Origin of the sequence: Faecalibacterium sp. BIOML-A4, assembly GCF_009679665.1 — a bacterium.
GTDB classification, from domain to species: domain Bacteria; phylum Bacillota; class Clostridia; order Oscillospirales; family Ruminococcaceae; genus Faecalibacterium; species Faecalibacterium taiwanense.
Window position 1 is genome coordinate 1 of the sequence record NZ_WKZG01000014.1, and the last position, 21,131, is coordinate 21,131.

At 53.4% G+C, this 21,131-nt stretch carries 19 protein-coding genes, 1 tRNA gene and 1 pseudogene; 9 read left to right on the forward strand and 12 right to left on the reverse strand.

Annotation, left to right across the window (positions count from 1 at the left end; genetic code table 11):
- Positions 1–111 precede the first annotated feature (111 nt).
- From GKG34_RS10110 to GKG34_RS10120, 3 genes and pseudogenes are all read left to right on the forward strand, one after another.
- Positions 112–1,047 carry a hypothetical protein gene (locus GKG34_RS10110; protein WP_154256125.1) on the forward strand — a complete coding sequence of 312 codons (936 nt, stop codon included), beginning with the start codon at positions 112–114 and terminating at the stop codon, positions 1,045–1,047.
- A gap of 40 nt (positions 1,048–1,087) precedes the next feature.
- Positions 1,088–1,363: pseudogene (locus GKG34_RS10115) on the forward strand (hypothetical protein); the annotation flags it as partial.
- Between the two features lie 347 nt (positions 1,364–1,710).
- A complete protein-coding gene (locus tag GKG34_RS10120; protein WP_243139239.1) occupies positions 1,711–2,619 on the forward strand; it encodes a DUF4300 family protein in 909 nt (302 codons plus the stop codon).
- A gap of 139 nt (positions 2,620–2,758) precedes the next feature.
- On the opposite strand, the gene GKG34_RS10125 is transcribed toward GKG34_RS10120, so the two are convergent.
- Genes GKG34_RS10125 through GKG34_RS10135 form a run of 3 tightly spaced genes read right to left on the reverse strand, consistent with a single transcriptional unit; the run spans position 2,759 to position 4,083 of the window.
- Positions 2,759–3,007, reverse strand: coding sequence for a hypothetical protein (locus GKG34_RS10125; protein WP_055192190.1), 249 nt, complete (start codon positions 3,005–3,007; stop codon positions 2,759–2,761).
- 23 nt (positions 3,008–3,030) lie between these two features.
- A complete protein-coding gene (locus GKG34_RS10130) occupies positions 3,031–3,186 on the reverse strand; it encodes a hypothetical protein (protein ID WP_154256126.1) in 156 nt (51 codons plus the stop codon).
- Between the two features lie 33 nt (positions 3,187–3,219).
- A complete protein-coding gene (locus GKG34_RS10135) occupies positions 3,220–4,083 on the reverse strand; it encodes an AraC family transcriptional regulator (RefSeq protein ID WP_005941554.1) in 864 nt (287 codons plus the stop codon).
- A 249-nt stretch (positions 4,084–4,332) separates the two neighbouring features.
- Here GKG34_RS10135 and GKG34_RS10140 point away from each other — a divergent pair, with 249 nt between their 5' ends.
- The 4 genes from GKG34_RS10140 to GKG34_RS10150 all read left to right on the forward strand — a co-directional run bounded on the left by GKG34_RS10140 (position 4,333) and on the right by GKG34_RS10150 (position 9,329).
- Positions 4,333–5,703 (forward strand): glycoside-pentoside-hexuronide (GPH):cation symporter, encoded by a 1,371-nt coding sequence (locus tag GKG34_RS10140; protein WP_154256127.1) that lies wholly within the window; start codon positions 4,333–4,335, stop codon positions 5,701–5,703.
- Positions 5,704–5,817: 114 nt separating this feature from the next.
- Positions 5,818–8,901, forward strand: coding sequence for a glycoside hydrolase family 2 TIM barrel-domain containing protein (locus GKG34_RS10145; RefSeq protein ID WP_154256128.1), 3,084 nt, complete (start codon positions 5,818–5,820; stop codon positions 8,899–8,901).
- A 27-nt stretch (positions 8,902–8,928) separates the two neighbouring features.
- Positions 8,929–9,057 carry a hypothetical protein gene (locus tag GKG34_RS16080; RefSeq protein WP_275541411.1) on the forward strand — a complete coding sequence of 43 codons (129 nt, stop codon included), beginning with the start codon at positions 8,929–8,931 and terminating at the stop codon, positions 9,055–9,057.
- Between the two features lie 116 nt (positions 9,058–9,173).
- Positions 9,174–9,329, forward strand: coding sequence for a hypothetical protein (locus tag GKG34_RS10150; RefSeq protein WP_243139240.1), 156 nt, complete (start codon positions 9,174–9,176; stop codon positions 9,327–9,329).
- A 244-nt stretch (positions 9,330–9,573) separates the two neighbouring features.
- Here GKG34_RS10150 and GKG34_RS10160 read toward each other — a convergent pair whose 3' ends face one another.
- Together GKG34_RS10160 and GKG34_RS10165 are read right to left on the reverse strand one after the other, a co-directional pair.
- Positions 9,574–10,326: a carboxymuconolactone decarboxylase family protein gene (locus tag GKG34_RS10160; protein WP_044953637.1), complete on the reverse strand. Its 753-nt coding sequence runs from the start codon at positions 10,324–10,326 to the stop codon at positions 9,574–9,576.
- Position 10,327: 1 nt separating this feature from the next.
- Positions 10,328–10,867 (reverse strand): flavodoxin family protein, encoded by a 540-nt coding sequence (locus GKG34_RS10165; protein ID WP_044953635.1) that lies wholly within the window; start codon positions 10,865–10,867, stop codon positions 10,328–10,330.
- A 117-nt stretch (positions 10,868–10,984) separates the two neighbouring features.
- Between GKG34_RS10165 and GKG34_RS10170 the strand changes: the two genes are divergently transcribed.
- Positions 10,985–11,452 carry a MerR family transcriptional regulator gene (locus GKG34_RS10170; RefSeq protein ID WP_005941532.1) on the forward strand — a complete coding sequence of 156 codons (468 nt, stop codon included), beginning with the start codon at positions 10,985–10,987 and terminating at the stop codon, positions 11,450–11,452.
- 38 nt (positions 11,453–11,490) lie between these two features.
- On the opposite strand, the gene GKG34_RS10175 is transcribed toward GKG34_RS10170, so the two are convergent.
- The 5 genes from GKG34_RS10175 to radC all read right to left on the reverse strand — a co-directional run bounded on the left by GKG34_RS10175 (position 11,491) and on the right by radC (position 17,939).
- Complete coding sequence (locus GKG34_RS10175) at positions 11,491–11,742, reverse strand: DUF6061 family protein (RefSeq protein WP_044953633.1); 252 nt, start codon at positions 11,740–11,742, stop codon at positions 11,491–11,493.
- A 243-nt stretch (positions 11,743–11,985) separates the two neighbouring features.
- Positions 11,986–12,063, reverse strand: a tRNA-Pro gene (locus tag GKG34_RS10180).
- 139 nt (positions 12,064–12,202) lie between these two features.
- Positions 12,203–15,064: an excinuclease ABC subunit UvrA gene (gene uvrA / locus GKG34_RS10185; protein WP_005941526.1), complete on the reverse strand. Its 2,862-nt coding sequence runs from the start codon at positions 15,062–15,064 to the stop codon at positions 12,203–12,205.
- Positions 15,051–17,108, reverse strand: a complete 2,058-nt coding sequence (uvrB, locus tag GKG34_RS10190) for an excinuclease ABC subunit UvrB (protein WP_005941523.1) — start codon at positions 17,106–17,108, stop codon at positions 15,051–15,053. Before uvrB ends, uvrA begins: the two co-directional genes overlap by 14 nt.
- Before the next feature lie 111 nt (positions 17,109–17,219).
- Positions 17,220–17,939: a DNA repair protein RadC gene (gene radC, locus GKG34_RS10195; protein WP_044953632.1), complete on the reverse strand. Its 720-nt coding sequence runs from the start codon at positions 17,937–17,939 to the stop codon at positions 17,220–17,222.
- Positions 17,940–18,101: 162 nt separating this feature from the next.
- Between radC and GKG34_RS10200 the strand changes: the two genes are divergently transcribed.
- Positions 18,102–19,109 carry an RluA family pseudouridine synthase gene (locus tag GKG34_RS10200; RefSeq protein WP_154256129.1) on the forward strand — a complete coding sequence of 336 codons (1,008 nt, stop codon included), beginning with the start codon at positions 18,102–18,104 and terminating at the stop codon, positions 19,107–19,109.
- Between the two features lie 62 nt (positions 19,110–19,171).
- Here the strand turns inward: GKG34_RS10200 and GKG34_RS10205 are convergent, their stop codons facing one another.
- The gene (locus GKG34_RS10205) at positions 19,172–19,576 is read right to left on the reverse strand and encodes a hypothetical protein (protein WP_097775441.1); all 405 of its coding nucleotides are present in this window, start codon (positions 19,574–19,576) and stop codon (positions 19,172–19,174) included.
- 12 nt (positions 19,577–19,588) lie between these two features.
- Complete coding sequence (locus GKG34_RS10210; RefSeq protein WP_154256130.1) at positions 19,589–20,875, reverse strand: diaminopimelate decarboxylase; 1,287 nt, start codon at positions 20,873–20,875, stop codon at positions 19,589–19,591.
- Positions 20,876–21,131: the final 256 nt, after the last annotated feature.

The window sequence follows — 21,131 nt, forward strand, 5'->3', positions numbered from 1 at the left end:
TATGAAGATACGGACAGCTACGTTATCACCAAAACATTTGTAAATAATCGGCAGCATTTTTTGAACCAGCTTCTGAACGAAGAAACGTAATGCCGGGAAAGGACATTCCATATGAGTGATTCTACGTTGAAAGAGCTTTGGCAGCAGGTCGCTGAAAAGAAAAGCTGCGAAGCAAAACAGAAAGAACTGACCGCCCAGAGAGATACGCTTGCTGATTGCCTGAAAAAGCTGGAAAAATCCAAGCTGGCAGAGCAGGCTGATGTGGACCGTCTGGAGGGACACAGCCTTGCCGCATTTTTCTATCAGGTCATCGGAAAGATGGATGAGAAGCTGGACAAGGAACGGCAGGAAGCCTATGCAGCCCGTGTTAAGTACGATGCTGCTCTCCATGACCTTTCTTCCGTTGATGCCGACTTGGATCAGATTCAAAATAGACTGGCACGGCTGTCCGATTGCGAAAGGCAGTATCAAGCTGCTCTTTCCGAAAAAATCAAAAGCATCAAAGCATCTGCCCACCCTGCCGCACAGCAGGTTGCGGAAAGCGAAAGCCGTATTGCCGCGCTGAAAGTCCAAAAACGGGAGCTGCTGGAAGCTATCAACGCCGGAAAGACCGCCCTGCATACGGTCAATGAAGTTCTGGAAACCCTCGACAATGCCGAGGGCTGGAGCACATGGGACGTAATGGGCGGCGGTTTGATGGCCGATCTTGCCAAGTATGAGGAACTGGACGATGCACAGGAACAAATCGAACAGCTCCAAGTGGAACTGCGGCGGTTCAAAACTGAGCTTGCCGACGTTGAGATCACCGCAGACCTTCAGGTTACGGTGGACAGCTTTCTGAAATTTGCAGATTTCTTCTTTGACGGTCTCTTTGCAGACTGGGCGGTTCTGGATCACATCAATCAGGCACAGAGCAGGGTGGAAAACACCAAGGATCAAATCAAGCGAGTCCTTGCACTTCTGAAAAAGATGCGCGAAGATGTTGATGTCCAAATCGCTGACGAAAAAGAAAAGCAGGAGCAGCTTGCGGTGGAAACTGAGCTGTAGGGTTGGAGAGATTACTTTGTGTGCTCGGCGCAACTCGATCGTTTACCCGCCGAGAGAAAGCAACCGTGACCGCCTGTGCGGAATCATCGACACCATCCTTGCAGAGCAGCCGAAGGACTTTGAAGTTTTTCTTCAAAAGCTGATACAGCAGGGCTACGAGGTGAAGCGTGGCAAGCACACGGCGGCGAAGGGCAAGGAGCAGAAGATCAGCAGTGCCGACGAACTGTGGGAACGAGCAACGACGGCGACAGAACGCTATCATGCCATGGGCGATTCCATCAAGGCGGCGGAAACGAGGTTGGCCGAAATCGCCGTGCCGCGCTTCGCAAGTTGGTATCCTCCGTCTATCTGGAAAGCGATTTGAACCTTTCATTCGGAAAAAACGGAAAATTCTTATTTCAACTTGGGTATACTCCTGTTGTGTCCGACATGAAGAAAATCGTTCAGAAAACTGCCGCATTGTCTTTCCCCAAATGGGCGTTAGCCGTATGGGATATGGATACATCAACATTATATATGGTCAAATACGACAGAAGTCATTGATTTTCTTTGTTTATCTGTGATACCATTCGTTACGAGACCAACGGCGTTGCTATCTTCGCCTATGGTGGAGACTCCGGCACTCAAAGAAATTTTCCGAAAAACACAACGAGGTGACCATTTTTGAAACGTCGAACTTTTCTTGTCTGCACCGCTGCACTTTTTTGCGGTGCGCTTCTGGCAGGAGGCTGCACTCAAAAAACTTCTCAGCCCGTCCTTCAGCAAATTGAATACTCCAATTTGGCAGATTCGGATACACAAGCTCTTCTTTCCAAGCTTTTGCAGGATGCCGGCGTATCCGACCTACGGATACAGACCTTCTTTGATCATGTGCAAAAGTTCAACAATGCTGTAGACCCGGCATGGCTCACCACAGGGTTTGAAAATGCCAAGCCTTCGGATCTGAAATACGATCCTTACTCCATGCAGGACGCATGGACGGAAAAATATGACACCTTCCCCGGCTGGAACTGTCGGATTACCGCTTGTGGGCTGTTCGGTGATTTTATCACTGTCACGGGCAAGGCAGACCTTGACTCAGCCGAGGACACCCTGTTTATGGACTATGAAACACTGGATTCTGACCCAGAATCCCTTTGCGGCGACGAACGGCAAAAGTTTGATGCGCTGTTCGCCCCGGTTAAAACCACCAATACGACCGATATTCCTACCCATTTGAAAACGATTCAGCAGGAATGGAAGAAACGCGGTCTCTCCTTCGTGGACGATGATAAGATCCGTCTCGTCTCCGTGGTCCTGCACGATCAGTTCTCTGAAACGGACAATTCTCTTATGATCGGTCATGTCGGCGTTATGCTTTCCACATCGGATGCAGTATATTTCGTCGAAAAGGTCGCTTTTCAGGAGCCGTATCGCTTGTTGAAGTTCAAAAATCGGACCGAGTTGAGCGATTATCTGATGCTGAAATACGACAACTCGTGGGGACAGGATACCGCCCACACCTTTATTATGGAAAATTCAGACTTGATGGACGGCTGGCGCATTCTTGACGAACAGGAAAACGCAAGCTGAAAGTATATTATTCGTTGGAAGCCGTTCGATCTAACAGACCTTTCGCCCTCTGATGCCAAAAGGACGCTGCAACCTCTCACCCAGAGGCGGCAGCGTCCTTTTTATATCAGAATATTTTGTTCGCAGGGGAACTCCGTGCTTATGACAGGGTATGTATAATGTGCAGAGCCATATCAGCATTTTCTTTGTCCACAAACACCTCTGTGACATACCTCGGTTTTATGCCGAGGGTTCCAATTCTCGCTTGGTCAAATGTGTTATGCCGATTGACATCTTTGGATTTACAATAGAATTTAATTCCAGCTGCTGCCAACGCATCCGTGATGCGATTGCATTGGTAAGGGTCAGAAACTGTTGCAACTAGCGATTTGAAAAAATGCTCTAACATAAAGAGACCTCCTTGTATACACTCTAATCTCGCACAAAGCCATCCGGCACATAATGGTCGCTGTATCCATTCGGGAGCTGTTCCAATAGCCGTTCCATGCAAAGTTCCTGCTCTGCCATGATGGAATCATCCGTTGGGTCGTAGACTTGTTGGCTGTGGATCGCATTTTTTATCGGCATGGTTCTACTCTCCTTATTTATAAGGAATCTTTCTCATTTTTCAGTAGATTCTTCCAGATTCTTTCGGTACTGTGCCGGACTGACACCATACTCTTTCTTGAATACCCGGCTAAAATAGAGTGGGTTATCATACCCTACGATCTCTGCAATTTCTCCAATATTGTATTCGGTGTTCTCCAATAAGCTTTGTGCATTTACCATCCGAAGGGACAGGATGTATTGTGCAGGGCTTATTTTCATGTACAGCTTAAAATTACGGATAAACCAGTTCGTACTGATATGCAGCGATTCTGCGTAATCGTCCACACTGACCTTTGTATTATAATTCTCGTTAAAGTAGGCAACGGCGGCTTCGATTTCTTCGGGGATGCTTGTAGTTGTTTTCTCGCTTTCCTGCTGTTGCCTGCTTACTAAAAGCAGAATGATGTTGAAGAGAGAAGCAATATAGTCTTCATAGCCATATTCGCATTGTTGCAGTTCCCGGATGATCTTTCGGAACAGCATTTTGTAATCCGGCAGTGTGCCGCTGTAAAAAACGTGCTTGTCCAAGGGTATTCCGTGATAGTTCAGGATGTTTTTGACATCGTATCCTGTAAAGTGAATCCAGAACACCTCCGGGTGGTCTTCTACATAGTAGACATACTTCTGGATTTCTTTCGGCTGATAAAGCACCATGTGTCCAGAAGTCACCACTTCCTCAACACCATCGAACCAGAAGTGTGCTTTACCAGATGCCACATAGAGGATTTGATAGTCTCTGCGACCCTTTGCCCAAAAAGTAGGTAGCTTAGGGCGTTTTTTCAAGCGATAAGTGCCGCAGCTGCCTACGACCAGCGGCTTTGAGTAGTCTTTGAAATCCAAACGGGAGTTGTTCAAATATCCTGAGTTGAAATACATTCCTGCATCCTCCTCATCTTCAGAGATTTTACAGTGATTTGGGAAATGTTCTATCAAAAAATTACAAACTCTTTGATTTTGTGCATATTCTGTTCCATCTTGTCTATATCTTTTCGTTCCATTAGATTCTATAATATTTTCAGACGGAACGCAAGAGATTTGGGCAACTTGCGTAATGAGAATTCCAGTCTGAAGTGCGCAGCAGATTGGTCGCGCCCACACAAAACAAGCAAGATGGGAGAAAGCACAATGACTGAGAAGCGTTATCTAAAGTGGTATAATAAAGTCGGCTATGGTTCAGGCGATATTGCAGGCAACGTGGTGTATGCATTCCTGTCCTCCTTCGTCATGATCTATCTGACCAACACCGTTGGCCTGAACCCCGGTATTGTCGGCACTCTGATTGCAGTTTCCAAACTGCTGGACGGTGTGACGGACATTTTCTTTGGTTCTTTGATTGACAAAACGCATTCTAAGATGGGCAAAGCCCGTCCTTGGATGCTGTACGGCTACATTGGCTGTGCCATTACGCTGGTGGCAATTTTCGCCATCCCGACCAATCTGGGACAGTTTGCACAGTACGCATGGTTCCTGATCGCATATACTCTGCTGAACGCTGTATTCTACACTGCCAACAACATTGCTTACTCTGCACTGACTGCTCTCGTCACGAAGAACAGTGCCGAACAGGTCGAGATGGGTTCTTGGCGTTTCATGTTCGCCTTTGCCACCAGCCTGCTCATCCAGTCCATCACGCTGGGTGCTGTTACGGCATTGGGCGGTGGTGCTGCCGGTTGGCGCACTGTTGCAATCACCTACGCCATCATCGGTCTGCTTGTCAACACCCTCTCCGTTTTCTCCGTGAAGGAACTGCCGGAAGGCGAATTGGTGGATACCACCGACAAAAAGGAAATCGAGCAGGACGAAAAGTACAATCTGGTTCAGGCTGCAAAGCTGCTTGCTGGTAACAAATATTATATGATGATTTGCGTCACCTACATTTTGCAGCAGATCTACGGTGCCATGATCAGCATGGGCACCTACTATGCAACCTACATCCTTGGCAACCAGAATCTGTTCGGTGTATTCTCTTGGGCAATCAACATTCCTCTGATCATCGCACTGGTGTTCACCCCGACCTTGGTTGCAAAGTGGAATGGAATGTATAAGCTGAATGTAATGAGCTATACTCTGGCAACGATTTCTCGTGCACTGGTTGCTGTAGCTGGTTACATGGGCAGCGGCAATGTGACCTTGATGCTGCTCTTTACTGCAATCGCAGCTCTTGGTCAGGGTCCTTGGCAGGGCGATATGAACGCTGTGATTGCTGCTTGCTCTGAATATACTTGGCTGACGAAGCATAAGCGCGTGGATGGCACGATGTACTCCTGCACTTCTCTCGGTGTGAAGCTGGGCGGCGGTCTGGGTACTGCCATCACCGGCTGGCTGCTGGCAGCAAGCCATTTTGACAGCGCTCTGACCGTTCAGCCGGATTCCTGCATCAATATGCTGAAGATCATGTATCTGGTGATTCCGTTTGCTCTGGATGCCATCATCACCTTCATTCTGTCTCATCTGAAAGTTGAAGAAGCAAATGAAAAACTGCGTGCAGCAGTCTGATAACAAGCCATTATCATTTCTCCTTCATCTGCTGTTCCCCGGAGGAATCCAGCGATTCCTCCGGGGAGGCTGGAGAAATATTATAAAATTATAAAAGGTAAATGAGGAAATACTATGGCTGCATTTGATTTTGCAAAAGTAAAAGACCCCACCTTTTTCAAGGAAAACGTGCTGAATGCTCATGCAAGTTTCCGTACTTACGCTTCCCGCGAAGAATATCGGACAGGCTCCTCTTCTTTGGCGCTGAAGCTGGACGGTATCTGGAAATTCGCCTACGCAAAAAACTACACCAGTGCCATCCCCGGCTTTGAAAAGACAGATTACGATTGCAGCGGCTGGGATGACATTCATGTTCCGGCACACATCCAGATGGAGGGCTACGACATTCCCCAGTACGCGAATATTCAGTATCCGTGGGATGGCCGTGAAGAAGTACAGCCGGGTGAGATCCCGCAGCGGTTCAATCCGGTGGCAAGCTATGTAAAATACTTCGAGCTGCCGGAATCCATGCAGGGCAAGCCCGTCCACATCGAGTTCGAGGGTGTGGAAAGCGGCATGGCTCTTTGGCTGAACGGGTCTTATGTGGGTTACACCGAGGACAGCTTCTCCGCACACGCATTCGATCTGACTCCCTATCTCCAGCTGGGTGTGAACAAACTTGCTGTGCAGGTGTTCAAGTGGACTTCCTCCAGCTGGTGCGAAGATCAGGACTTCTTCCGCTTCTCCGGCATCTTCCGCAGCGTGTGGCTGTACGCCATCCCCACCGTGCATCTGGAAGATATATCCGTCAAAACGCTGTTTGCCGGGGATGATTTTACGCATTCCACGCTGGAAGTTGCATTGCAGGTGGAGGGAAAGGGCGCGGCCCGTCTGACCCTGCGCTGCAGTGAGCTGGAAGTGTTCTCCGAAAAAATCGCACTGAACGGCGGTTCTGCTCTGTTCAGCCATGCGGTGGAGAACCCCCACCTGTGGAGTGCAGAGGACCCGGCTCTGTATGAACTGGAAATCGAGCTGCTGGACAATGCAGGCCATCTGGTAGAGGTGACCGGGCAGAAAGTCGGTTTCCGCAAGTTCGAGTTGAAGAACAATCGGATGCTGCTCAACGGCAAGCGCATCGTGTTCAAGGGTGCCAACCGTCATGAGTTCAGCTCCATTACGGGTCGTGCTGTGGGCGTACACACCCATGAGGAACTGCTTCGGGATATCATCACCATGAAGCAGAACAACATCAATGCCATCCGTACCAGCCATTACCAGAATCAGGATGCACTGTACGACCTGTGCGACGAGTATGGTCTGTATCTGATCGCAGAGAACAATCTGGAATCCCATGGCACATGGGATATTCATCAGGCTGGCATTCGCGGCATCGAGGGCGTTTTGCCCAATGATAAGCCGGAGTGGAAAGCTGTCTTGTTTGACCGCATGAATTCCACTTACCAGCGTGACAAAAACCATCCTGCTGTTCTGATCTGGTCTCTGGGCAACGAATCGTTTGGTGGTGAGACCCTGCTCCAGATGGCAGAGATGGTCCGCCGCTTTGATGACACCCGTCTGGTGCATTACGAAGGTGTGGTCAATGATCCCCGCTTCCTCGAAACCACCGATATCGAGAGCCATATGTACAGCACTGTGAAGGACATTCAAGAGTATCTGGCACAGGGCGATAAGCGGCCTTATATCGAGTGCGAATATTCTCATGCTATGGGCAACTCCAACGGTGCTTTGCACAAGTACACGGAACTTGCCGACCAGAAGAACTGCGGCTATCAGGGCGGCTTCATCTGGGATTATATCGACCAGTCCATCTGGAAAAAAGACCGCTACGGCAAGTGGTTCCAAGCCTACGGCGGCGACTTCGGTGAGCGTCCTACCGACTATAATTTCAGCGGAAACGGCATTGCCTACGGTGGTGACCGTGCTCCTTCTCCCAAGATGCAGGAGGTCAAGTTCTGCTATCAGAACATCGCCGTTTCCATCGACAACTCTGGCTTCGAAGTCTGGAATAAGAACCTGTTCACCTCTACGGATGCTTTCGACTGCGTTGCTCTGCTGCATCGTGATGGAAAGCTGTATCAGCAGCAGGAACTGATCAATATTGATGTTGCTCCCGAAGAGCGTTCCAGCTTCCCGCTGCCGTTTATGGTTCCTGCGCTCCCCGGTGAATATGCAGTGACCATCAGCTTCCGTTTGAAGGAGGACACCAGCTGGGCAAAGAAAGGTCATGAAGTCGCCTTTGGACAGGGTGTGATCGCTGTGGTTCGTTCCATTCCCAGCAAGAAGGTCACGCCGTTTACCGTTATGCACGGTACGCACAACATCGGTGTCCGGGGCGAGAATTTCGATGTTTTGTTCTCCGATCTGAATGGTGGCCTGACTTCCTACCGCTACGCCGGCAAGGAGATGATTCAGGAGATTCCCCGTCCCAACTTCTGGCGCGCTCCCACCGACAACGACTGCGGCAACAACATGGGCGGCGTTCGCGGTCAGTGGAAGCTGGCAAGCCTGTACGCTACCGCCAAGGGCATCGGCAAGGAGATTCCGTCTGTTCATGGCGGCACCATCCTCCAGAACCCCACCTGCGAGGTGGAAGCCGACAGCGTGGTCGTAACCTATCTCTATAACCTCCAGACCAGCCCCGCGGCAGAGTGCAGCCTGCAGTACCGTGTGTTCGGTGATGGCCGCATCCAGACCACCCTACACTATGACCCGGTGGAAGGACTTGCAGCAATGCCGGAGTTCGGCGTACTGTTCAAGATCGACGCTGACTACGACACGGTGGAGTGGTACGGAAACGGCCCTGCGGAGACCTACTGGGATCGTCAGCATGGTGCAAAGCTGGGCATTTACCAGAACAAGGTCGCAGACAACATGGCGCAGTACCTTGTGCCGCAGGAGTGCGGTGCAAAGACCGCTGTGCGCTGGGCAAAGGTAGTGGACCGCAAGGGTCGCGGGCTGCTGTTTACCGCGGATGCCGCAAAGCCCATGTTCTTCTCTGCGCTGCCCTACACTCCCCATGAAATGGAGAGTGCCAAGCATCCTTACGAGCTGCCCCCGGTCCATTACACGGTGATTCGTGCCATCGGCGAGCAGATGGGCGTCGGCGGTGATGACAGCTGGGGTGCCAATGTCCACCCGGAGTATATTCCTGATGTAACCAAGCCTGTGGAGTTCACCTTTACGTTCCGTGGCATCTGATGATTGCCCGCAAACGAGGTGTTCTCTGTGAAAAAAGCGAAAGATCAGCCTGAATCTGAACCAGCCGAACTAGCATCCCTTGTTGGAGAACGGATTAGAAAGATCCGCAAAGAAGAGGGGTTAAGCCTAGAGCTTTTTGCTTTAAGCCATCAATGAGCCACCAGCCGCAAGTGCAGGGTGGAAAACTTCCGCGCCCTTGCGCCTGATAAAAATTGGAACTTTGATTTTCTCGCCCGACTTTGCTGCGGTGGGAGGATCAAAGGAGCGTGCGTTTGAACAAAAAGAAAAAGTCCACAAACACTTCCCCTTATCCCGATGAAGTCATTGACCGTCTGGCGCGGGCATTCTACCCGGCCATCCTTGTCTGCTGGAACAGCGCGGAAGGCCAGCGGTCACTTGTCGGGGCGGAGGCCCCTCCATCTTGCTAACGCAAGACCGTTCGGTCGCCTAAAAGCCCCACTGGGGCTTTCATTGCTCCGCTGCGCTGCGCAAACGCGAGCTTGCCTATGGCAGGCGGAACAGGCTCATCATGCAAACAACGAAAAACAGGAAGTTCCCGCTGGGGAACTCCCTGTTGTACATATCGCTATCGCATGTGGCTTTTGGCAGGGTGCGTCCGGGTGGACGCACCCTATTTTTGTTTCATCGTGGTTGGGTGTACGTCAAAACGCATCACCGCAACTCCTTATAGGTTTCTTCCGGCACCGGCTCGCACCACTCGTTAGAGGTGCCTTCGCCGGGTACTTCCACTGCCAGATGAGAGAACCAGCAATCGGGTGCAGCACCGTGCCAGTGCTTGACCTCCGGGGGAATGTTCACCACATCGCCCGGATGCAGCTCCTGCGGCGCTTTGCCCCATTCCTGATAGTAGCCCCGGCCTGCCACGCAGACAAGGATCTGCCCGCCACCCTTTGCGGCATGATGGATGTGCCAGTTGTTCCGGCAGCCCGGCTCAAAGGTGACGTTGTAAATGCCAACCTGTGCGGTGGACAAGGGTGCCAGATAGCTTTTTCCGCTGAAATATTGTGCAAAACCGTCGTTGGATGCACCGATGGGGAACACCATTTCACTCTGGTGCTTTGCCTTGGCATCCTCTGCAGCGTCCTCTGCCCAGACTTCCTTTGCCATACGGAAAGCCGCCCACGCCTTGGGCCAACCCACATAAAACGCCGCATGGGTCAGGATCTCTGCAATCTCAGTCCGGGTAATACCGTTGTTTTTCGCTGCCGTCAGGTGATACCGAAACGAGGAGTCCGTCAGTCCCTGCGCCATCAGTGCTATCACCGTCACAAGGCTGCGGTCCCGGAGGGAGAGTTTATCCTCTCGGCTCCACACCTGCCCGAATAGTACCTCATCGTTAAGTTCTGCAAATTTTGGTGCAAATTCGCCCAGAGCATCCCGCCCTGCTGTCTGTTTCACTGCCATTTTACACATTCCTCCCCATCTCGTAAGCCTGTGCCATTGCAGAGGTGTTTCGCACCGCACCCGGCTCGTAAACGCCGCATGCTACAAGGACTCCCTTTTCCACGGCACCTTCCACACAGTCTGCATAGCCCCGGAAGCAGGCCAGCGTAGTATCTGCAGAGGATTTTTCCTCGTCTGCCATAGTGGTAATATAGTAGAACTCTTTGTCTTTAACTTCCTGCCACCGTGCCACAGTGCGGTCAATGACCGCTTTCAACTGGGCACTGATGGAGTAGAAGTATACCGGGCTTGCCAGCACAATGACATCGGCATCGATCATCTTTTGCAGGATGTCTGCCATATCATCCTTGTGGACGCAGGCTCCGCCGTGGGTGCTGCAGTAGTAGCAGCCGGAACAGGGAGCCGCCTTTTTCTCAGCGACCCGGATCTTTTCTGCTTTGTGCCCGGCATCCTGTGCTCCACGCAGAAATTCATCGCATAGAATATCAGAGTTACCGCCCTTCCGGGGACTGCCAGACAAAATCAATACCTTCTTGCTCATAGGAACCTCCTTGACAGCGGAGTGCATCCGCATTATGATGTTGATAAAGTTTGATTTTATCATACAACTTAAAGCGCACTTTAAGTCAAGGGATTTTTGAAAAAACGGAGGTTTCAGATGATCTATACCGTAGGTGAAATGGCACAAAAGCTGGGCGTACCTGCCTCCACCCTGCGCTACTACGACAAAGAAGGGTTACTTCCCTTTGTGGAGCGTTCCTCCGGCGGCATTCGGATGTTCCGGGAAAACGACTTCGAGTGGCTGCAGGTCATCCGCTGCATGAAAAAAGCCGGAATGTCCATCAAGGATATCCGGCAGTATATTGAGCTTTCCATACAGGGAGACGACACCATTGACACCCGGCTGGAAATGTTCCGGCATCAGCGCGAGGTGCTCACCCAGCAAATCCAGCAGTTACAGCACACGCTGGAGACCGTGGAGTATAAATGCTGGTTCTATGAAGCCGCCAAAGCCGCTGGGACAGTGGATGTCCCCGGTGCAATGACCGATGCGGATGTGCCGGAGCAGTTCCGTGCCATCCGACAGGAGCTGCGGGGACAGAAGATTCCGAATGGCGAAAAATAAGAAATGCCGTTCCAGTTGCTTTTGGAACGGCATTTCTCTTAATCTTCTAACCCATGGCTCCCGGTTACGTTTTTCAAGTATCCCTCCGGGTCACCGTTCAGAATCAAGTCCGCATAGCCCAGCGGATCATTGTAGATGAGGTAATCCAATTTCGACCTCTGCGCCATGGTCACGTCCAGTGCATTCTCGACCCCGGTGCAGTCGATGGAAATCTTTCTCCCATCCCGGAGCAGCAGTTCCACGCACCCGGTGTCCATGTTGAATTTGCAGGCTCTTTCATCGTACTTCATGTTCATGTCTTCCTGAAATCATGTTGTGGCTTATGTCGGTCAATCTATGATTTCGGATTTCATCTTCCACGGACACCTGCATGGAACTTGTCGGAGCAAAGCCCCTCCATCTGCTAACGCAGACCGTTCTGTCGCTTAAAAGCCCCTCTGGGGCTTTCATTGCTTCGCAAACGCTAATTTTCCGAAGAAAACAAATAATCCGAACCCATCCCCTATTGGAAACAAGTTCGGATTATTTTTGTTTGGTCCGAGTGGCGAGAATCGAACTCACGGCCTCTTGAACCCCATTCAAGCGCGCTACCAAAACTGCGCTACACCCGGATATCGACCGCCGCTTCCCTACCGAAGCGTGGCGACATGAGATATTATACTCAGATACAGCAGTTTTGTCAACAGATTTTTACAATTTTCTTTGCTTTTTTCGTAAAAAGTCTGATTTTTGCGAAAGTACGCGCTTTATTCATTTTTGTTCTTTCGCTTGCAGGAGCTTGTCTTTTTCCAAAAGCGGTTTCAGATATTGACCGGTAAAGCTGCCTGGCACCTCTGCCACCTGTTCGGGCGTGCCTTCGGCCACGATCTCGCCGCCTGCGCTACCGCCTTCAGGGCCAAGGTCAATGATATGGTCGGCGCACTTGATAAGATCCAGATTGTGCTCGATGACAATAACCGTGTTGCCCGCATCTACCAGCTTCTGCAGCACCTCGATCAGGCGGTGCACATCTGCAATATGCAGGCCGGTAGTAGGCTCGTCCAGAATATACACGGTCTTGCCAGTGCTGCGGCGGGCCAACTCATTGGCCAGCTTCACGCGCTGTGCTTCGCCGCCGGAAAGGGTGGTGGCGCTCTGGCCCAGTGTTACATAACCAAGACCCACGTCCAGCAGGGTCTGCAGCTTGCGGGCGATCTTGGGTTGGTTGGAAAAGAATACCACTGCTTCCTCCACGGTCATGTTCAGCACATCGGAGATGGTCTTTTCCTTATACTTCACTTCCAGCGTTTCGCGGTTGTAACGCGCCCCCTTGCATACCTCGCAGGGTACGTACACATCCGGCAGGAAGTGCATCTCGATCTGCAGAATACCGTTGCCCTCACAGGCTTCGCAGCGGCCGCCCTTGACATTAAAACTGAAACGCCCCGGGCCGTAACCGCGCATTTTGGCATCCTGTGTCTGGGAGAATACCGTGCGGATATCATTGAACACACCGGTATAAGTGGCCGGATTGGAGCGCGGCGTACGGCCAATGGGCTGCTGGTCGATACCGATGACCTTATCCACAAATTCCAGCCCTTCTACCCCATCGCATTTGCCTGCGCGGGAACGCGCACCGTTCAGCTCGCAGGCAAGCGTCTTATACAGAATTTCGTTGATGAGGCTGGACTTGCCGGAGCCGGAAATGCCGGTAACGCAAATAAACTCTCCCAGCGGGAATTTCACGTCGATATTGCGCAGGTTATTTTCCCGTGCACCCCGTACAGTAAGGTAATTGCCGTTGCCGGTGCGGCGGGTCTGCGGTACGGCAATGCGTTTGCGGCCGGAGAGATAATCGCCGGTGATACTGCGCTTTGCCTTGCAGATGTCCTTCACGCTGCCAGCGGCTACGATCTCACCGCCATGCACGCCTGCGCCCGGGCCTACATCCACGATATAATCCGCGCTGCGCATGGTATCTTCATCGTGCTCCACCACAATGACTGTGTTGCCGAGGTCGCGGAGATTTTTCAGGGTGGCAATGAGCTTGTCGTTATCGCGCTGATGCAAGCCGATGGACGGCTCGTCCAGCACATAGAGCACGCCGGAAAGCGCACTGCCGATTTGAGTGGTCAGGCGGATGCGCTGGCTCTCGCCGCCGGAAAGAGTGCCTGCTGAGCGGGCCAGCGTGAGATAATCCAGACCCACGCTCTGCAAAAACTGCAGGCGGTTCCGGATCTCCTTCATGATCTGGCCGCCGATCTGCTTCTGTTTTTCGGTCAGGTTCGGTTCGTTCTCGGCAATGAATTTCAGCTCGTCCCGGATGGACATTTCGCAGAAATCGCTGATGTTCTTATCCCCGATGGTCACAGCCAGCACCACGGGTTTCAGGCGCTTTCCGTGGCAGTCCGGGCACTCCACGCCGGACATGAAGCTGCCGATTTCTTCCTTCATCCACTCGCTGTTGGTCTCGCGGAAGCGGCGCTCAAGGTTCTCCACGATGCCCTCGAAGGTATTATAATACACACCGCTTCCGAACTCATTCGTGCGATGCATCTCAATTTTTTCGCCATTGGTTCCGTACAGCAACGCATTGACAGCTTCGGTGCTCATCTCTTTGATGGGCGTATCCAGCGTAAAGCCGTACTTTTTGCCAAGGCCAAGGTAATACATTTCGGATACAGACCCCTCGGCATAGTACCAGCCGCTGGCCTTGATGGCACCCTCACGGATGGAAAGGTTCCGGTTGGGCAGGATGCGTTCCTCGTCCACTCGCATAAAAGTGCCAAGGCCGGTACACTTTTCGCAGGCTCCCAGCGGGTTATTGAAGGAGAAGAGCCGGGGTGACAGGTCGCTGATGGAAATGCCGTGCTCCGGGCAGGCAAAGTTCTGGCTGAAGGTCATACAATCGCCGCCGATCACGTCCACTTCGGCGATGCCGCCGGTAAGCGCCAGCGCGGTTTCCAGCGAATCTGCCAGACGGCCCCGGATGCCCTTGCGCATGGCAAGGCGGTCCACCACGATTTCCACCGTATGCTTGATGTTCTTTTCCAGCTTGATCTCTTCGTCAAGATCATACAGGTTGCCGTCGATCTTCACACGAGCATAGCCACCGCGGCGGGCAGCATCCAGCTCTTTCTGCTGGGTGCCTTTGCGCTGGCGCACCACAGGAGCCAGCACCTGAAACTTCGCACCTTCGTCCAGTTTGAGTACCGCGTCCACCATTTCGTCCACGGTCTGCTGGCTGATCACCCGCCCGCACACCGGGCAGTGGGGCACGCCCACGCGGGCGTACAGAAGTCGCAGATAATCGTAGATCTCCGTCACGGTGCCCACGGTGGAACGCGGGTTGTGGCTGGTGGTTTTCTGGTCGATGGAAATTGCCGGTGACAGACCGGTGATCTCATCCACATCGGGCTTGTCCATGCGGCCCAAAAACATGCGTGCGTAGCTGGAAAGGCTTTCCACATAGCGGCGCTGGCCGTCGGCATAGATGGTGTCGAACGCAAGGCTCGACTTGCCCGAACCGGAAAGGCCGGTCATGACGATCAGCTTTTCCCTCGGGAGGGTCAGGTTAACATTTTTCAGGTTGTGCTCGCGGGCACCTTTGATGACGATTTTATCGTTTGCCAAGGTATTTTCTCCCTTTTCGTTGTGTCTGTGAATGATTCTGTTTGCGCTCCGTTTCTGCCGCAGAGTCCACCGTCGGGTTCTCGCCCCGGCGCAGTCGGTCGATCTGGTCACGCAGGAAGGCCGCGTGTTCAAACTCCAGCAGCTTCGCCGCTTCCTTCATCTCACGGGTCAGGCGCTCGATGGCGGCCTCCCGCTCCATCCTGCCCATGCGGCGGGTGTTCAGCTTAGCGTTCTCCGCTTTATCGCTGATCTCAATGCTGTCTGCAATGGCCTTGACGATGGTTTTTGGCACGATGCCATGTTCTTTATTGTAGGCCATCTGGATGGCGCGGCGGCGCTCGGTCTCGGTGATGGCGCGGTCCATGCTGTCGGTGACGATATCCGCGTACATGATGACAAGGCCCTCGGCATTGCGGGCCGCGCGGCCAATGGTCTGGATCAGGCTGGTCTCGCTGCGCAGAAAGCCCTCCTTGTCGGCATCCAGAATGGCCACAAGGCTCACCTCGGGCAGGTCAAGACCCTCGCGCAGCAGGTTGATGCCCACCACAACATCAATGGAGCCAAGGCGCAGGTCCTTGATGATCTCCATGCGCTCAAAGGTATCCACCTCGTGGTGCATATACTTGACCTTGATGCCCTGTTCGGTAAGGTAGTCGGTCAGGTCTTCGGCCATTTTCTTGGTCAGCGTGGTCACGAGAACGCGCTCGTGCCGCTGGATGCGGGTATTGATCTCGCCCAACAGATCCACCACCTGCCCTTCCACCGGGCGCACCGAAATGAGCGGGTCCAAAAGGCCGGTGGGCCGGATGACCTGCTGCGCCACCTGCGTGCTGTTCTGCCGCTCGTAGTCGCCGGGCGTAGCCGAAACGAAGATCATCTGGTTCAGCTTGGACTCCACTTCCTCGAACTTGAGCGGGCGGTTATCGAAGGCGGACGGCAGGCGGAAGCCATACTCCACCAGCGTTTTTTTGCGGGCATAGTCGCCGCCGTACATGGCGCGCACCTGCGGCAGGGTAACATGGCTCTCGTCCACAAACAGCAGAAAATCATCCGGGAAATAATCCAGCAGAGTGGTGGGCATACTGCCCGGCGCACGGCCCGAAAGCACCGCCGAATAGTTCTCGATGCCTTTGCACATGCCCACCTCGTTAAGCATCTCCATGTCGTAATTGGTGCGCTGGGCAATGCGCTGCGCCTCGATCAGCTTGCCCTCGGCGGTGAACTGCTTCACCTGTGCGTCACACTCGGCGCGGATCTTTTCCAGTGCTGCGGCCTTCTTCTCGGCGCTGACGATATAGTGGCTGGCCGGGAAGATGGCTACATGCTTGACTACATTCTGTTTGGCCCCGGTGAGAGGGTTGAACTCCGTGATGCGGTCGATCTCGTCCCCAAAAAATTCCACCCGGATGGCAAGCTCGCTCATATAGGCAAGATAGATGTCCACGATATCGCCGTGCACACGGAACTTGTTGCGCACAAAATTCACGTCGTTGCGCTCATATTGCAGAGTGACCAGCTTCTGGCACAGCTCGTCCCGCTCCATCTGCATGCCGGGGCGCAGGCTGATGACCATGCTGCGGTAGTCGATGGGGTCGCCCAGCGAGTAGATGCAGGAAACCGATGCTACAATGATCACATCCCGCCGCTCCGAAAGCGCCGCCGTGGCCGAATGGCGCAGGCGGTCGATCTCGTCGTTGATGGCGCTGTCCTTTTCAATATAGGTATCCGTGCTGGGGATATAGGCTTCCGGCTGGTAGTAATCGTAGTAGGAGACGAAATACTCCACCGCGTTGTTGGGGAAAAACGACCGGAACTCGGTGCACAGCTGGGCCGCCAGCGTTTTGTTGTGGGCCAGAACCAGCGTGGGCCGGTTGCATTTTGCAATGACATTGGCCATGGTAAAGGTCTTTCCGCTGCCGGTAACACCCAGCAGGGTCTGGCAGCGGTCGCCCCGCTCCACGCCTTTCACCAGTGTTTCAATGGCCTGCGGCTGGTCGCCGGTGGGCTGGTAAGAGGATACCAGTTCAAATTTTTCGTCTGCCATCTTCCCTCTCCTCTCCGGCCCTCGCGCAAAGAACCACAATCAGTTGTATTTTACGGTTTGATTATAGCACACCAGTTTTATAATGTAAACACTTTTTTGTTGTTTCACAGATCAAGGCCAGAAAAGCGTACCTGTTTTAAAGTCATAGATCGGCAGGCGGTTTGCGTCCCGCATGGAGAAATACTCCGTATCGGTCAGGATGAAGTGATCCAGCAGATGGATGTTCACAAGGCCCAATGCCCGGGCAATATTGCCTGTGGCCTCCAGATCCTCCATGGAGGGCAAGGCCGCACCGTTGGGGTGGTTGTGGCTGAGCACCACCGTGTCAGTGCCGCCCTTGATGGCCGCAGACACCACATCCTTGATGTCCAGACTTACCCGGTCGGTGGTGCCTTCCCGCAGCCAGACCGCCGCGCGCACCCGCTTACGGCTGTCCAGACTGACCAGCATTGCACGCTCGTAATCCGACCACGCAAACTTCGCCATCAGATAGCTGCCCATCTGCTCCGTAGTTCTGATGCAGCGGGTAGTGCTGGTACGGCTGCGGCCATAGTAGCGGCTGATCTCCGGCAGCAGATGCAGCATCCGGGCTGTGGCCGGGCCTACGCCCTCCACAGTGCACAGCTCTTCCTCGCTGGCTTCCAGCACAGCGGCAAAATCGCCAAAGCGGTCGATCAGGTCGTGAGCGATGCCGTTGGTGTCCTTCTGGGCGTTGGTGAGGTACAGCACATATTCCAGCGCTTCGTGCTCGGCCAGACTGTCCAGACCGTAGTTCTGCACCCGTTCGCGCATCCGCTGGCGGTGTCCCTGATGCCGTTTGTGTTCTGCCATTGCGGTACTCTCCTTCTGATTCATTCCTTATAATAGTACCCATTTTGCGCCCGGAACTCAAGGCTTTGCGGTAAAATAGTTTTGATCCGGGGCGTTTCCGCGTTGACTTGCAGCCAAGGCTGTATTACTATAAAGGTATCTCTTGAAAATTGAGGAACATTTATGAAACAATATACCGCAACCGCCAACGACGACGGCGTTCGTCTTTCCCGCTTTGTGCAGAGCGTGACCCGCGATTTTCCCACCAGCCTTTTGTACAAGAGCTTCCGCAATAAGCGCGTGAAGGTAAACGGAAAAAAGGCCGTGCCGGAGTACCGCATTCAGGCAGGCGACCTGATCGAGCTGTACATCAACGACGAGTTTTTCCCGCCGGAAAGCGCAAAAACCGTGCAGAAAGCCGCGCCGAAAAAAAAGCAGAATCAGCCCAAGGTCAATGTCATTTATGAGGACGAAAACATTGCTGTGCTGTACAAACCCACCCACCTTTTGTGCCATAGCGACCGCACCGGCGATGCAAACCTTGTGGACGCTTTTACCCAGTATCTGGCCGAAAAAGGCGAGTACGACCCCCACGGCGAGAACCGGTTCAAGCCCGGCATTTGCAACCGGCTGGACCGCGGCACCGAGGGCCTTGTGATCGCCGCCAAGAGCTACACCGCCCTGCGGGACATGAACGAGATCATCCGCACTGACCTACTCAAAAAGGAGTACTACACCATCACGGTGGGTATCCCGCAGTCCGGGCGGTTCACCGCATGGTGGGAGCACGACGAGAAGAACAACAAGGTAAGCATCCATGCACATCAGTCGCAGGACGAGCGCCGCAAGCAGATCATTACGGACGTGGACGTACTGCGCACCGCCGGGCCGTTCGCCCTGTGCAAGATCGGCCTTGTCACCGGCCGTACCCACCAGATCCGTGCACATCTGGCCTATCTGGGCCGTCCGGTTCTGGGCGACATCAAGTACGGCAACCGCAAGATGAACGAGCGCACCGGCACCAAAACGCAGGCCCTGTGCGCTGTGCGGGTCACTTTCCTTGATATTCCCGAGGAAAACACCCTGCATTATCTCTCCGGCAAGGTCGTCAAGCTGAAGGACCCGCAGATCATAAAGCAGTTCGATGCGCTGGATAAGAGCAAGGCAGCGGAGAAAAACGACCATGCATAAAGCGGAAACAAAAAAGCGGCCGCTGTACTTTACCGTACAGCAGCCGTTTTTCTCTTTATTCTTTACTTTTTGTCGGAGTCCTGCTCCGCCTTTTCCTGCGATTCCTGTTCACGGCGCAGCTCTTTGATGCGCTTTTTCTCGCTCTGGACATGGGGCCATGGCCAGCTGAAGCCCTCATTTTCGCGGCACCATTTGACCAGCGGATAGAAGGCGAAAGCCAGACCGAAGAGGTACAGCAGAGCGTACAGCAGGGCATCCAGCGTGATGAGTGCATCCAGTGCACCAATCACCGCCACCACGCAGCCTGCCTTCAAAAAGAACAGGCCATTCTGGCGGCAGTATTCCTCAAAGTGCTCCGCCTTGACGGCACGGCGGCCCTGATCTCCCCAGACACGGGGATTTTTCATGACCGAATAGCCGTAGAATACCATCATCAGACCAAGGGTGAGCTGAAAGCCAAAAAACATTTATGATACCTCTTAATCTTCAAACAGCGGCTTCATCAGGGGCAGGAAATCCAGCGTTGCAAAGTAATCGCGCGGCGTCTCGGCACGGCGGATCAAACGGTGGGTGCCATCCTCGCACAGCAGCACTTCGGCGCTGCGCAGCTTGCCGTTGTAGTTGTAGCCCATGGCAGAGCCGTGTGCACCGGTGTCGTGGATATAAACGATGTCGCCAATGTCGATCTTGGGCAGCATCCGGTCAATGGCAAACTTGTCGTTGTTCTCGCACAGACCGCCCACCACATCGTACATATGGTCGCAAGGCTCATTTTCCTTGCCCAGCACGGTGATGTGGTGGTAAGCGCCGTACATGGCCGGGCGCATCAAGTTGGCTGCGCAGGCATCCAGACCGATGTATTCCTTATAGATGTGCTTTTCATGGATGGCAGTTGCCACCAGTGCGCCGTAGGGGCCGGTGGTAAAGCGGCCCATCTCAGTAAAGATGGCCACATCGCCCATGCCTGCGGGCACCAGAATTTCCTCAAACTTCTTGCGCACACCCTCGCCGATGGCCATGATATCGTTCTCGGTCTGCTCCGGGCGGTACGGGATGCCCACACCGCCGGACAGGTTGATATAACCGATGTGCACACCGGTGGCCTTCTGCACCCGGACAGCCAGCTGGAACAGGATACCTGCCAGCTCCGGGTAATACTCATCGGAAATGGTATTGGAAGCAAGGAAAGCGTGGATGCCGAAGTTCTTGGCACCCTTGGCGGCCAGCTTCTTGTAGCTTTCGATCATCTGCTCCTCGGTCATGCCGTACTTGGCATCGCCGGGCTTGTCCATGACCTGAAAGCCCTCTTCGCTCTCGCCTAGACTGAAGGTGCCGCCCGGGTTATAGCGGCAGAAGATGTTCTCCGGCACACCGGCGACACGCTCCAGAAATTCCACCATGGTGGCATCGTCCAGATTGATGTAGGAGCCCAGCTCGTAGGCCTTCTTCATATCCTCCACGGGAGTCTGGTTGGAGGAGAACATGATTTCACTGCCGGAGAAACCGCACACCTCGCTGAGCATCAGCTCAGTCAGGGACGAGCAGTCCACGCCGCAGCCCTCCTCCTTGAGGATCTGCAGGATGACAGGGTTTGGCAGAGCCTTGACGGCAAAATACTCCTTGAAGCCTTTGTTCCAGCTGAATGCCTTGTTGATGCGGCGGGCATTTTCACGGATGCCCTTCTCATCGTAGACATGGAACGGCGTGGGCACATCCTGAATGATCTCCTGTGCCATCGCCTCGGTCAGAAACGGTTTCTTTTCCATAGTAACATCCCTCTCATTTTATATGCACGCGGCCGATCGCCGCAGTGACATCAGTAGAAACTCCTTTCGTCATCGCTGATGCGATGCCACCCATTCCCCTTTTTGTCGCTGGCGCGACATCTGTTTTTCTCTTTGTTACCTGTGGTGACATTTCTCCCCGGCGCGGGGAGAATCTGTCCCGGCCGGGGGAAGTCTTTCTCAAAGAGGGAGGCTTTGCCGCACGGACAGGCTCCCGCTTTGAGGGGGCTGTCTGCGC